The organism is Streptosporangium sp. NPDC053982 (genome assembly GCF_055585205.1).
The window spans coordinates 16,331-29,710 of record NZ_JBVJKQ010000008.1; the positions used below are offsets into that span (position 1 = coordinate 16,331).

The window sequence follows — 13,380 nt, forward strand, 5'->3', positions numbered from 1 at the left end:
ACCATACTGAGTATGCATACTCAGTATCTATGGCGATCCGACAAGGGCTGCTGGCCCTGCTCAGCCGGGGGCCCCGCTACGGCTATCAGTTGCGGGCGGAGTTCGAGGAGTCGACGGGGGCGACCTGGCCGCTCAACATCGGCCAGGTCTACACGACGCTCGCCCGCCTGGAACGCGACGGCCTGGTGGCCCCCGGCGAGCAGGACGACCAGGGCCGGGTCGTCTACGCGATCACCGAGGCCGGCCGGGCCGAGACGGAGCGGTGGTTCGCCACCCCCGTGGCCCAGGCCGACCGGCCCCGGGACGAGCTGGTCATCAAGCTCGCGATGGCGGTCACCGCCGGGACGGGCGTGCGCCCGATCATCCAGGCCCAGCGCACCGCGACCATGGGCACCCTCCAGCGGCTCACCCGCGCCAGACGGGCGAGCGCCGAGGACCCCGCCCAGCGGCTGGTGCTCGACTCCATGATCTTCCAGGCCGAGGCCGAGCAGCGCTGGCTCGACCACTGCGAGGCCGTGCTCGCGGCCTCCCCCCAGACGCAGGAGAGACAAGCATGAGTTTCGATCCGGTCGTCCGGCTCGCGGCCGTCAGCCGCGTGCACGGCGACGGCCCGGCAGCCGTGACGGCCCTTTCAGAGGTGAGCCTCGCGGCCGACGCCGGGGAACTGGTGGCGGTGATGGGCCCCTCCGGGTGCGGAAAGTCCACCCTGCTGAACGTCGCGGGCGGCCTCGACCGCCCCACCTCGGGCGACGTCGTCGTCGAGGGCGTCTCGCTGCCCCGCCTTCCGGCCGGGGAGCTCGCCGCACTGCGCCGCAGGCACGTCGGGTACGTCTTCCAGGACCTCAACCTGATCCCCTCGCTCACCGCACTGGAGAACGTGACGCTCCCGCGAGAGCTGGACGGGGTCCGTTTCCGGGACGCCCGCCGTGAGGCGCTGGAGGCGCTCGCCGAGGTCGGTCTCGCCGACGTCGCCGACCGCTTCCCCGACGAGATCTCCGGCGGCCAGCGCCAGCGGGTGGCGATCGCCCGCGCCCTGGCCGGGGAACGGCGACTGATCCTGGCCGACGAGCCGACCGGCGCCCTCGACACCCCGACCGGCGACGACATCCTCCAACTGCTGCGCGCCCGCTGCGACGCCGGGGCGGCGGTCCTGCTCGTCACCCACGAACCCCGCTACGCCGCCTGGGCCGACCGCGTGGTCTTCCTGCGCGACGGCCGGGTCACCGACACCGCCGCCGCACCGCTGGAGAGCGCCCGATGAGCGCCCCGGCACCGGTCATGGCCCGCGCCGGTACGGCGGGAGCGGCGCGTTCCCGGACGGCCGCGTTCCTGGCGGCGCTGCGGATCTCCCGGCGGGACGCGCTGCGGGCCCGGGGCCGCAGCGCCCTCATCGTCACGATGGTCGGCCTGCCCGTCCTGGTCATCGTCTTCGCCCTGATCTTCGCCGCGACGGCGGACATCACCCCGCGGGAGGGGCTCACCGCGCGGATCGGCGCCGCCGACCTGCGGATCACGACACTCGGGCCGCCCGACCCCGACGACCACGCACGGACGCCCACCTCGCCGGCCGAGGTCATGAGGCTGCTCGGTCCCGGGGCCCGGATCATCCCGGTGAACGACGGCAGCGCCGACCTCCGGGGCGAGCGCGGCTACGAGCACGTGTCCGCGCGCGAGCTGGACCTGCGCGACCCCCTGACGAAGGGGATGTACCGCCTGCTGCGGGGCCGCCTCCCGGCCAAGCCCGGTGAGATCGTGGTGACCCCCGGCGCGGAGGAGCGGGGCGCGCGGTTCGGCACGACACCGGCCGTGACCTTCAAGCTGACCCCGATGCGGGTGGTCGGGGTCGTCGAGCACCCGCACCGGACGGACAGCGCGGAGGTCATCGGCCTTCCGGGCACCCTGCTGTTCGACGAGCGGGACGGGAACGGCACGGGCTGGCTGGCCGACACCCCGAAGCCGGTCACCACCCGGGACGTCAACGCGCTGCTGGCGGCGGACCTGGGCGTCGTGTCCCCTGACGCGGCCAGGGACACCAGCGGCTACCACAGCACCGACGACGTCGTGGCCATCGGCCTGATCGTGGTGATGGGTGTGCTGGAGGTGGTGCTGCTGGCCGGTCCGGCGTTCGCGGTGGGGGCGCGGCGGCGGGAAAGGGAGCTGGCGCTGGTGGCGGCGCAGGGCGGCTCGCCGGGACAGGTGCGGATGGTGCTTTCGGCCGACGGGGTGGTGCTGGGCGGCGGCGCGGCGCTGCTCGGGCTGGCGCTGGGCGTCGGGCTCGGGGTGCTGTCGGCCGCGCTGGAGGCGGGCCGGCTGATCGGCGAGGTGGGCCCGCTGGACATCCCCTGGGCGCCGGTGCTGGCCGTCGCCGTGCTGGGGGCGGTCAGCGGGGTGACGGCGGCCCTGCTGCCCGCCGTACGGGCGGCCCGGCAGGACGTCGCGGCGGTGCTCGCCGGACGCCGGGGCACGGCGCGCGGCCGTGCGGGCCGTCCGATCCTCGGGGCGGTCCTGGTCGTCGCGGGAGCCGTGGCCACCGCGCTCACGATCAGGGACAGGGAGAGAATCTGGGTTTTCGCCGCAGAGGTGCTCGTCCTGCTGGGGCTGGTCGCGTTGACGCCCTCGCTTGTCCGGGGCGCGGCGGCGCTGACCGCCCGGACGCTGCCGCTGCCACTGCGGCTGGCCGCCCGCGACGCGGCCCGCAACCGGGGCCGCACCGCCTCGGCCGTCGCGGCCGTCATGACGGCCGCCGCCGCCTTCACGATGGCGGCCGTCGCCTTCGACAGCAACTTCGCCGAACGGCGCGACGCTTTCCACCCGATGGTTCCGGTCGGGACCGTGCAGGTCGACGGGGCACGTCTCGACGACGCCCGGTGGGCCAAGGCCAAGACGCTCATCGAGCGCGCCCTGCCCGGCACCTCGTTGATCGAGGGCGTCGCGCCCCGGGACGCCCGGGGGGCCGTCATGGGGCTTTCGGTCAGGCGTCCTGACGGTCCGGGCGACGGGTACATGGACTACTCCTTCAACGTGGGCCTGCCGGTGGGGAGTGGGCGGCTGCTGGAGTTCGTCCAGGGGCGGCGGGACCCCGTCGCGGCGGCGGCGTTCTCCGCCGGCAGGGCCGTGGTGTTCGACCCCGCTATGGTGCGCGACGGGCGGCTGCGGTTGTCCGCCGTTCAGTTCGGCTCTCGGAGACCCGAGGTTCCGGACGATCTCACCGTTCCCGCGGTCGTGGCGCGGGCCGCCGATCCCCGGCACGCCGTCGCGGTGCTCCCCGCCTCCGCTCTGCCCGGCCTGGGTCTGAAGTCCGAGGCGCGCGTGCTGTACGCCGCGCCCTCCTCCGTCCGGCTCACCGATGAGCAGGAGTTCAAGCTGGAGCGGGAGCTGGCGATCATGGCCGGTGTATCCCAGGTGACCGTCATGCGCGACGTCGAGCAGGACGGCTTCGTCAAGCCGCTGCTGTTCCTGGCGGCGGCGGTCCTGGCGCTGGGCGGCACGCTCGCCGCCACCGGCCTCGCCGCGGCCGACCTGCGGCCGGACCTTTCGACCATGGCCGCGGTCGGCGCGAAACCCGGCACCCGCCGGCTGGTCGTCGCCGGCCAGGCGGGGTTCATCACCGCTCTCGGCGCGCTGGCGGGCGCCCTCGCGGGGATCCCGGCCGGGGTCGCGGTGGCCTCGACGTCGAGGCCGTACGGCTACCCCCTCTGGACGTCGGGCTCGTCGCCGTCGCTCCTCGACCGGCTGCCGCCGGTCGAACTCCCCTGGCTGTTCCTCACCGCACTGGTGGTCGGCCTGCCGCTGCTGGCGGCGCTGGTCGCGGGGGCGTTCACCCGGACCCGGGTCATCCTGACCCGCCGGATCACCTGACCTCTCGACATCGAGGGACGACCGGCCGGTGCGGCGAGGGTACGCCGTGCCGGGTGTCCGGGCTGGTAGGTGTGGTGGTGAGGTTCCGATCACCAGATCCCGGCGGCGAGCGAGACGATGCCCCACGATGTTCCCGGCGACCCGCCGGACGGCCCGGCAGGCGGGCCCGGCCCGTCTGGTCCGCCCGGCCCGTCCGGCCTGTCCGGCTCGCCTGGTCCGCCCGGCTCGTCCGGCTCGCCTGGCGGGCCGGAGGACACGGGTCCGTCCGATGCGGCCGACGGCGGGCCCGGAGAAACAGGCGGCCCGGGAACGGTGGGCGGGCCGGGGGACGCGGTCCGGTCCGGTCCGCGCGGCGGTGAGGGCCGGTTCGGCGTGGCCGGTGCCGGTGGACCCGGTGCGGCCGGCGCCGGCCGTACCGGGTCCACCGGCACCGGCCGTTCCGGCGCGGCGGCGTTCCTGCGGGACCTGTGGCGCCGGCCGTCCCGGCGGACGCTGTTCGGCGCCGTCTACGGGACCGTCCTGGCCAGCAGCCTGGCCGCGGCGCTCGACAAGACCGGAGTCCCGCCGAACCCCGGCTACGAGTTGCTGTGGATCCTGGTGTCCGCGCTCGTCTCGGCCGCGGCCCACGCCTACGCGCACGCCATCGCTGAACCGGCGCGGACGGGCGGGTCGTTCGCCCACGCGGCGCGCTCGCTGCTGGCGGAGTGGCCGCTGGTGGCGGCGGCGCTGCCTGCGGTGGCCTCGCTCCTGGCGGCGCACCTGCGGTGGTGGGACCCCTACATCGCGGTCGAGGCGGTCCTGGTGCTCAACGCGTTCACGCTCTTCGGCCTGGGGGTGTGGGCGGCGCGGGTCTCCGGCCGCGCCCGTTGGGCGGCCCTGCGGACGGGCGGCGCGAGCATGCTGCTGGGCCTGTTCGTCGTCGCCGCGAACGTCCTGATCAAGTGACCCGCCCGGGGCCGGTGCCGGGAGGGTGGCGCCGGCCGTACCGGTTCACGCGAAGGCGTCGCGAGGGCACGGGGACGGACCCGGGCGGCTCGGGGTCGCGAGCCGGGCGTCGTCCACCGGGCGGGGACCGGCCCGGGCGGCGTGGGCGGGACGTCCCGCCCACGCCGGAGGACGGTCTCAGTCGATGACGTCGGCGCAGACCACGTGGGCGCAGAGCTCGATCATCCGCCGCTCGGTGCGCGCGTCGGCGACCCGTGCCATCAGGATCGGCGCCTCGCTGGCGGCGAGCTGCGGCAGCCGGGCGCGCACCCCGCGGTGGATGTCCCGGACCACGTCCTCGGCCGCCGTCATGTGCACCTTGACGTGCAACATGATCCCGGGCGCGCCGGAGGAGGTCCTGGCCTCGGAGATCCACACGTGGTGGACGAGCGGGTAGTCGGCGAGGACCTGCGCGATCGCCGCCCGCAGCGCGGGCAGGATGGGATGGCGGCAGCGACGGTAGCCCGGATCCACCATCTGCATCGGCCCCGACAGGTGGGGCCGGGGGGCGGGGATCCACGGCTGCGCGGGCACTGCGGCCCCGGTGGGTGCGGCGGTCCGCTGCTGGGGGCGGACCGGCGCGGGACGCGACACCGTGGCCATCGCCCCGGTGGCGTACGCCGTCGGGGTGCTGGACGTCAGCGCGGGCGCGGGACCGCTGCGGGTGGAGTCGAGATATCGCCTGAGGTCCTCGATGGGGACGGCGGCGGCCGCCGGTCCCGCTGCGTCGATCACGATTTCCCGCACACCGGTGACGCGCTGGATGTCGAGGATGGTGTCGGCGTCGCAGGCCGACAGGGAGTGGCTGCCACGGTGCCGTGCGTAGGTGCTCGTCGAGGTGTATCCGAGGAGCACGCGTTCACCCGTCTGCGTCGTGCCGAGCACGACGGAGCGGTCCGGTCGCACGGCTACCAGGAGTCCCCATTCGGCGAGCGCCGCCAGCAGCCGGTGCGGGCCGCCGTGCTGTGCGAGCACGTCGCCGAGAGCGGGGTTCCCGATGCTCATATGAGGAACGATAGGTAGGGGACCACGGCTTATGAGGGTAATCGTGAACTTTTGTGGTGAGCAATACCAAGTTGAATTTTGTACGCATGAGATCGTCCCGGATGGGTAGCGGCAAGACCCGTCTCGTATGCCGGGACACTCGTGAACACGTTCACAAGCGTCGGTAGACTCGAGAGGTCGTGCAGCAGCCTCTCGTCTTAAGGATCCCGCCTGTGAACAAGCCCGTCGTACTGGTCGCAGAGGAACTCTCCGAGGCCGGTCTCGCGGTCCTGGGCGCGGACTTCGACGTCCGCCACGTCGACGGCGCCGACCGCGCGCAGTTCCTGCCCGCCCTCGCCGGGGTCGACGCCCTCATCGTGCGCAGCGCCACCCAGGTGGACGCCGAAGCGATCGCCGCCGCGCCGAAGCTCCGGGTCGTCGCCCGCGCCGGCGTCGGGCTGGACAACGTCGACGTCGAGGCCGCCACCAAGGCCGGTGTCATGGTCGTCAACGCCCCGACCTCCAACATCACCAGCGCCGCCGAGCACACCGTCGCGTTGATCCTCGCCTCCGCGCGCAACGTCGCCCAGGCGCACTCCGCGCTCAAGGGCGGCGAGTGGAAGCGCTCCAAGTACACCGGCGTCGAGCTCGACCAGAAGGTCGTCGCCATCCTCGGCCTCGGCAAGATCGGCCAGCTCGTCGCCCAGCGCCTGCAGCCGTTCGGGGTCGAGCTGATCGCCTACGACCCCTACCTGCAGCCGGCCCGCGCCGCGCAGATGGGCGTTCGCCTGGTGTCGCTGGAGGAGGCCCTCGCCGAGGCCGACTTCATCACCGTGCACCTGCCCAAGTCCAAGGAGACCATCGGGCTCATCGGCGACAAGGAGCTGCGGGCCGTCAAGCCGACGGTGCGCCTGATCAACGTCGCCCGCGGCGGCATCATCGACGAGAACGCCCTGTACTCGGCGATCAAGGAGGGCCGGGTCGCCGGCGCCGGCGTCGACGTCTTCCCCAAGGAGCCGGTCACCGACAGCCCGCTGTTCGAGCTGGACCAGGTCGTCGTCACCCCGCACCTGGGCGCCTCCACCCACGAGGCCCAGGAGAAGGCCGGCACCCAGGTCGCGCGCAGCGTGAAGCTGGCCCTTGCCGGGGAGTTCGTGCCGGACGCCGTCAACGTCCAGGGCGGCGCCGTCGCCGAGGACGTCAAGCCCGGCCTGCCGCTGGCCGAGAAGCTCGGCCGGGTCTTCACCGCGCTGGCCGGCGAGGTCGCCACCCGCCTGGACGTCGAGGTCCGCGGTGAGATCTCCGCGCACGACGTCCGGGTGCTGGAGCTGGCCGCGCTCAAGGGCGTCTTCGCCGACGTGGTGGAGGACTCCGTCACCTACGTCAACGCTCCGCTGCTCGCCAGGGACCGCGGGGTGACCGTCGAGCTGGTCACCAGCCCGGACAGCCCCGACTGGCGCAACGTGGTGACCGTGCGCGGCGTCCTCGCCGACGGCCGTACGGTCTCGGTCTCCGGCACGCTGTCCGGCCCGCGGCAGATCACGAAGATCGTCGAGGTCAACGGCTACCAGATGGAGATCGAGCCGACCGACCACCTGTCGTTCTTCGCCTACAGCGACCGTCCCGGCGTCGTCGGCGTCGTCGGGCGCATCCTGGGCGACCACGGCATCAACATCGCCTCGATGCAGGTGGCCCGTGACGTCAAGGGCGGCAAGGCGCTCATCGCGCTGACCGTCGACACCGCCATCCCGGCCGACGTGGTGGACCAGATCGCCGCCGAGATCGGCGCCGACAGCGGCCGCTCGGTCGACCTGGCCGACTAGCCCGCCGTCTCCGCGGGTCCCCGGTACGGCGGGGGCCCGCGGAGACGTCTCCGAGCCCGTACGGCGAGCGGACCCGAGCCCGTACGGCGGAGCGGATCCCGGGCGTGCACGGCGGGACGGGCCGTCACGCGGAGCGCGCGCTGTCGTCTCATCATGTGAGAAATGTGTACGGCGGGCGAGACGGCGTTCCGGCGGGCGGGTACTGTGACAGGAAATGCGCCAGGTTCTCGTAATCCTTACCTGCCGCGGCGGGGCCTGACGGACAGGCCGGCACCTCGCCGCGGTGCGATGGCGTTCGCCGGCTTCACCTTCGCGTCGCGGATCCGCGTCCCGGATCCGCGGCCCCAGGCCCGGTCGGACTCGTGACCGGAGTCCCCCATCACATTTCCCGCTCGCCCGTGAACGAGACGAGGCTTGTCATGTACGACATGTATCCCTGGAACCGTCCGGAAGAAAGCAAGGACGAGGCCGCCGACGCGCTGCAGACCGCGCTGGACCGGCGCGACAACGGCGGGGTGCCCATCCGCTGACCCGGATCGACCGATCCGGATCGACCGGCCCGGAGTGACCGGCCTGGAGTGACCGGCCCGGATCGACCGGCCCGGAGTGACCGGGAGAGACCGCCGGCCGGGATCGGGGCCGGCGGTCTCCCGCGCCGCGTCAGGCGTCCTTCGCGTCGCCCTTCTTGTCGTCCTTCCCGGTGTCCTTGCCGGTCGTCATGGTGCCGTTCTCGATCGAGATCTTGACACCAGAGCGGTCGGGGCGGACGGCCCCGGCGAAGACGCTGCGCCGCCAGGAGCTGAGCTTCTCCTCGCGGATGACGTCGCCGGTGCGCGGGGCGTGGACCATGTAGCCGGGCCGGCTGATCATGCCGACGTGGCCGAGGCCGCTGAAGAAGACGAGGTCACCGGGCTTGAGGTTCTTCCAGGAGACCTTCTTGTGGAAGGCCGCGTACTGGTCGTAGGTGACCCGGGGGAGCTTGATGCCGGCGGCGCGGTAGGCGCGTTGCATCAGGCCGGAGCAGTCGAAGCCGCCGTGGCCGGTGCCGCCCCAGACGTAGGGGACGCCGCGCTTGGACATCGCCCACCGCACGGCCTGCTTCCAGGCGGGAACGATCGCCTTGGCGGGGGCGGCCTTCGCGGGCTCGGACGTGGACCCGGACTCGGCGGCGGCCGCGGGGGCGGGGGCCGGCGTGGGGACGGCGGCCGGGAGGGCCGCGGAGAGCGTGGGTGAGGGGGCGACCACCGGTGAGGGGGCCGGGGTGTCCGCCATGGCGGCGGCGGGGGTCGCGAGCGCGGCGGTGCCGGCGGCGACGATGGACAGGGCACGGGGGAAAAACTTGCCGGACAGGGTGGTTCCTTCCATAAGGCCTGCCGGGTTAGCTGTCGGGCTCGGGCGTGGAGGCCGCCCTACGGCGCGGGAAACGCGCTGATTCGCCCCAAGGAAAACCCGTGTGGGCAGCCGGAACGCGCTCGCTGACAGCGGAGTCATGTGTTCCGGCGCCCCGGGTTTTCCGGAAGGTGGGTCCCCGGCTCCCCGGGGCCGGACATGGGGGTGGCCCACGGGGATTAGGCGTCGATACGAATGGGAGGACCATAACGAAGGTTCATGAATCGGTCAATACGTCGCAAAGTCGGACAAATCGATCAAGGGTTTGTGACACGCCGTTCTGTCCGTAGCGTGAGATGGGTGTTCGGCAGTCGAGACAAACCGGTAGGGTGCGAACATGGACTCGCGCAACATTCGCCTGGCAGTCATCCCCGGCGACGGGATCGGAGTGGAAGTCGTCGCCGAGGGGCTGAAGGTCCTCCAAGCGGTCGGCGCCAAGGCCGAGACCACCACCTACGACCTCGGCGCCAAGCGTTACCACGCGACCGGTGAGGTCCTCACCGAAGCTGTTCTGGACGAGCTGCGCGGATACGACGCGATCCTGCTCGGCGCGATCGGCGACCCCAGCGTGCCCCCCGGCGTCCTGGAGCGCGACCTGCTGCTCAAGCTCCGCTTCCGGCTCGACCACTACGTCAACCTCCGCCCGGTCAAGCTCTTCCCCGGCGTGGAGACCCCGCTCGGCGGTTCCCGGCCCGAGGACATCGACATGGTCGTCGTCCGCGAGGGCACCGAGGGGCTGTACGCCGGGACCGGGGGCGTGATGCGCCGGGACACCCCGCATGAGATCGCCACACAGGAGTCGCTGAACACCGCGTTCGGTGTCGAGCGCGTCGTCCGCTACGCCTTCGACAAGGCGCGGAGCCGCCCCCGCCGGAAGATCACGCTGGTCCACAAGACCAACGTGCTCACCTACGCCGGAGACCTCTGGGCCCGCACGTTCGACCGGGTCGGCCAGGAGTACCCCGAGGTCCAGACCGACTACTGCCACGTCGACGCGGCCTCGATGTTCTTCGTCACGCAGCCGGAGCGGTTCGACGTGATCGTCACCGACAACCTCTTCGGCGACATCCTCACCGACATCGGCGCCGCCGTCGCCGGAGGAATCGGCCTGGCGGCCAGCGGCAACGTCAACCCCGACCGCACCGCGCCGAGCATGTTCGAGCCGGTCCACGGCAGCGCGCCCGACATCGCGGGCCAGGGCAAGGCCGACCCGACCGCCACGATCCTGTCGGTCGCCATGCTCCTCGACCACCTCGGCCTGTCCGAGGAGGCCGCCCGGATCGAACAGGCCGTGGCCGACGACCTCCTGGAGCGGCAGACCGGCTGGGCGGGCCGGACCACCCACGAGATCGGCGACGACATCGTCGCGCGAGTAGCCGGCTGAGGCCGCCTGCTCGATTCACCCACGCGCCCGGCGGCTCCGCGAGCCGCCGGGCGCTGCTTTTTGTCCGCAGTGCCACGTCCACTGCCGACTTTGTCCTAGATGCAGTAGTTTCCCGGTATCCAGTCCATCGCAGAATGGACTGAGGTGCAGTTCGACTCGAAGAGAAGGATTCCCGCCATGGCCACCGCTCAGAAGCTCAGCTTCAACGTGCAGCACTCCGACCACGCTCGCACCGCGGCCGAGCGCGAGCAGGTACTGGCGAACCCCGGATTCGGCCAGGTCTTCACCGACCACATGATCCGGATCGACTACACCGAGGGCCGGGGCTGGCACGACGCGCGGCTCATGCCGTACGGCCCGCTGAGCCTCGACCCGGCGACCGCGGTCTTCCACTACGCCCAGGAGTTCTTCGAGGGACTGAAGGCGTACCGCCAGGAGAGCGGCTCGATCGTGTCGTTCCGGCCGCAGGCCAACGCCGCCAGGTTCAACCTCTCGGCGGGCCGGATGGCCATGCCCGAACTGCCGGAGGAGGCGTTCGTCGAGTCGCTGGAGCTGCTCGTCCAGACCGACCGCGACTGGGTGCCCACCACCTCCGGCCACAGCCTCTACCTGCGCCCCTTCATGATCGCCACGCAGCCGGCGCTCGGGGTGAACCACCCGTCCTCGACCTACTCCTACATGGTGATCGCCTCCCCGGCCGCCTCCTACTTCGGCGGGAGCCGGCCCGTCTCGGTCTGGCTGTCCACCGAGTACACCCGCGCCGCCCCCGGCGGCACCGGGTTCGCCAAGTGCGGCGGCAACTACGCCGCCGCCTTCGTGGCCCAGCGCCAGGCCGTCGCGGAGGGTTGTGACCAGGTGGTCTGGCTCGACGCGAACGAGCACCGCTACGTCGAGGAGATGGGCGGGATGAACCTCTTCTTCGTCTACGGCGACCGCCTCCTCACCCCCGCCCTCACCGGCACCCTCCTGCCCGGCATCACCCGCGACTCGATCCTCACCATGGCCGCGGACCTCGGCCTGACCGCCGAGGAGGGGCGCCTGTCCATCGAGGAGTGGCAGTCGGGCGCGGAGTCCGGCGAGCTCACCGAGGTCTTCGCCTGCGGCACCGCCGCCGTCGTGACCCCGGTCGGCACTGTCAAGGGCGCCGACCGCGCCTGGACGATCGGCGACGGCGGCCAGGGCCCGGTCACCACCCGCATCCGCGAGGAACTGGTCGGCATCCAGTACGGCACCCGCCCCGACCCCTACCACTGGGTCCACAAGATCTGCTGAGCGGACGTCCGGGTGCGGGCGGCGCGGGCATCCCCGCGCCACCCGCCCTCTGTCCCAGAGTCGACCAAGCACAGGAGGCCTGCGGGGAAAACCGTGAAGAGCCCGGACCGCCGGACGTTCATGGCGCGGAAGCGGGTCCTCGGAGGGCTTCCGGGCATCGGCGCGAGAGAGTTCAGCCGACAATGGCCGGACTCTGTGCGCGGGGTCTACTCATTGACCAGCTTGCTGGTGTCGATGGTCAGATCCCAGGGTGCGGGCAGGTCGAGGAAAGCGCCGAACTTGATGACGACCTCCTGGGTGTAACCGGCTTCACCGGGACCGCTGAGAAGGCGGATCTGCTTCTGGAACGTATCAATGACCAGGTAGAGCGGAACACCCGCTCGCCCGCAGTTTCGTGGTTTCACGACGTGATCGTCATTGCTGCTGCTTGACGAGACCACCTCCACCACGAGGAGTGTCGAGTCGCCGTGGACCTCGTTCTGATCCCACATCCGGGGCTCGGCCGGGACGATGGTCAGGTCAGGACGATACCGGTCGCTCTGCGTGCCCAGGTGAAGCATGATGTCGTTCCAGATCAACCAGCCTCGCTCGGTCACGAACCCGAAGATCTGCCCCAGGATCCAGAAAACGATGGTGTTATGGGTTCTGCTCGGCAACTCCCTCACCACGATCCGGCCGTTGATGAGCTCGACGCGCCGATCGGGCCATCTTTCCTGCATCTCTGGAAGGAATTTTTCCAGGTCGTCCTCTTGTGCCGACTCCGCGGCAGGTCGTTCCAGCGCCTTGGCCATGGCTTCACCGTTCCCTCCGGGGGCGGGCGTAACGTATCCGAGACGCCACCCAAAGTAACGGCAAAGGTGCGCCCCCGCCCCGGATTCGGAGAGACTCTCGCCAGTGTTTTCGAATCAGCTCTTCCTGATCACGGTGAGCCCGTCGGCCATGGGCAGCATGATCGACGTGACCCGGTCGTCCGCCGTGACCAGGTCGTTGAACTCGCGTATCGCCCGGGTCTCCTCGTCGTCGGCCGTGGGGTCGGCGACCCGTCCGCCCCACAGCGTGTTGTCGACCAGGATCAGCCCGCCGGGGACGAGTCGCTCCATCAGCAGCTCGTAGTAGACGGGATAGCCCGCCTTGTCGGCGTCGACGAACGCGAGGTCCACGCCCTGCCACGGCGGCAGCTCCGCGAGCCGCTCGGCGGCCGGGCCGAGGCGCAGCTCCACCCGGTCGGCGACGCCCGCCTTGTCCCAGTAGCGCCGGGCGACGTCCGTCCACTCCTCGCTCGCGTCGAAGCAGGTCAGCCTGCCGCCGGGGGCGAGCCCGCAGGCGATGCAGATGGAGGAGTAGCCGGTGAAGGTGCCCACCTCCACCACGTTCGCGGCGCGGCTGATCTGAGTGATCATCGTCAGGAAGCGCCCCTGGTCCGGGGAGACGAGCATGTTCGCGCCCTCGCCGGTCAGCTCGCGGGTCTCCATGGCCAGCGCGTCCAGCACATCGTCGGGGAGCGTGGTGTGCGCCAGCAGATACTGCCCGATCGCCGGGTCGATGTAAGTCGCCTTCATGGCGGCCATTCTTGCCGCCCACCGGGTTCCGACACCGGAAAACATCCGTCGGCGCGGCGCGTGTCCCGGATGGTGAGATGTACGTGTCAGATGGTGGTGGAGTATGGGTAGACTCCGAGTCACCATG

The 13,380-nt window shown here is 71.7% G+C and carries 11 protein-coding genes and 1 riboswitch; of the genes, 7 read left to right on the top strand and 4 right to left on the bottom strand.

Annotation, left to right across the window (positions count from 1 at the left end):
- Nucleotides 1-29: 29 nt before the first annotated feature.
- The 4 genes from ACZ6W9_RS15525 (at nt 30) to ACZ6W9_RS15540 (ending at nt 4,803) form a co-directional block, all read left to right on the top strand.
- Nucleotides 30-557: a PadR family transcriptional regulator gene (locus tag ACZ6W9_RS15525; RefSeq protein WP_362946922.1), complete on the top strand. Its 528-nt coding sequence runs from the start codon at nt 30-32 to the stop codon at nt 555-557.
- Nucleotides 554-1,261, top strand: coding sequence for an ABC transporter ATP-binding protein (locus tag ACZ6W9_RS15530; protein WP_362946925.1), 708 nt, complete (start codon nt 554-556; stop codon nt 1,259-1,261). Before ACZ6W9_RS15525 ends, ACZ6W9_RS15530 begins: the two co-directional genes overlap by 4 nt.
- Entirely contained in the window at nt 1,258-3,858 is a 2,601-nt protein-coding gene (locus ACZ6W9_RS15535; protein WP_470118239.1) for an FtsX-like permease family protein, read from the top strand. The genes ACZ6W9_RS15530 and ACZ6W9_RS15535 overlap by 4 nt, the downstream gene beginning before the upstream one ends.
- Nucleotides 3,859-4,230: 372 nt before the next feature.
- The gene (locus tag ACZ6W9_RS15540) at nt 4,231-4,803 is read left to right on the top strand and encodes a hypothetical protein (RefSeq protein WP_470118241.1); all 573 of its coding nucleotides are present in this window, start codon (nt 4,231-4,233) and stop codon (nt 4,801-4,803) included.
- Nucleotides 4,804-4,980: 177 nt separating this feature from the next.
- Here the strand turns inward: ACZ6W9_RS15540 and ACZ6W9_RS15545 are convergent, their stop codons facing one another.
- Nucleotides 4,981-5,847, bottom strand: coding sequence for a hypothetical protein (locus ACZ6W9_RS15545; protein WP_362947360.1), 867 nt, complete (start codon nt 5,845-5,847; stop codon nt 4,981-4,983).
- A 212-nt stretch (nt 5,848-6,059) separates the two neighbouring features.
- On the opposite strand from ACZ6W9_RS15545, the gene serA reads away from it, so the two are divergent.
- The gene (gene serA / locus ACZ6W9_RS15550; protein ID WP_389959784.1) at nt 6,060-7,649 is read left to right on the top strand and encodes a phosphoglycerate dehydrogenase; all 1,590 of its coding nucleotides are present in this window, start codon (nt 6,060-6,062) and stop codon (nt 7,647-7,649) included.
- Nucleotides 7,650-8,309: 660 nt separating this feature from the next.
- Here serA and ACZ6W9_RS15555 read toward each other — a convergent pair.
- Nucleotides 8,310-9,014, bottom strand: a complete 705-nt coding sequence (locus ACZ6W9_RS15555; RefSeq protein ID WP_389959785.1) for a C40 family peptidase — start codon at nt 9,012-9,014, stop codon at nt 8,310-8,312.
- A riboswitch (cyclic di-AMP (ydaO/yuaA leader) is annotated at nt 9,002-9,234 on the bottom strand. It overlaps the preceding gene by 13 nt.
- A 141-nt stretch (nt 9,235-9,375) precedes the next feature.
- Between ACZ6W9_RS15555 and ACZ6W9_RS15560 the strand changes: the two genes are divergently transcribed.
- Both ACZ6W9_RS15560 and ACZ6W9_RS15565 read left to right on the top strand, forming a co-directional pair.
- Nucleotides 9,376-10,422: a 3-isopropylmalate dehydrogenase gene (locus tag ACZ6W9_RS15560; RefSeq protein ID WP_389959788.1), complete on the top strand. Its 1,047-nt coding sequence runs from the start codon at nt 9,376-9,378 to the stop codon at nt 10,420-10,422.
- Nucleotides 10,423-10,599: 177 nt separating this feature from the next.
- Nucleotides 10,600-11,694 (top strand): branched-chain amino acid aminotransferase, encoded by a 1,095-nt coding sequence (locus ACZ6W9_RS15565; RefSeq protein WP_389959790.1) that lies wholly within the window; start codon nt 10,600-10,602, stop codon nt 11,692-11,694.
- Nucleotides 11,695-11,900: 206 nt separating this feature from the next.
- On the opposite strand, the gene ACZ6W9_RS15570 is transcribed toward ACZ6W9_RS15565, so the two are convergent.
- A complete protein-coding gene (locus ACZ6W9_RS15570) occupies nt 11,901-12,485 on the bottom strand; it encodes a Uma2 family endonuclease (RefSeq protein WP_389959793.1) in 585 nt (194 codons plus the stop codon).
- A gap of 114 nt (nt 12,486-12,599) precedes the next feature.
- On the bottom strand, nt 12,600-13,253 hold the full coding sequence (locus ACZ6W9_RS15575) for an O-methyltransferase (RefSeq protein ID WP_389959795.1): 654 nt from the start codon (nt 13,251-13,253) through the stop codon (nt 12,600-12,602).
- Nucleotides 13,254-13,380: the final 127 nt, after the last annotated feature.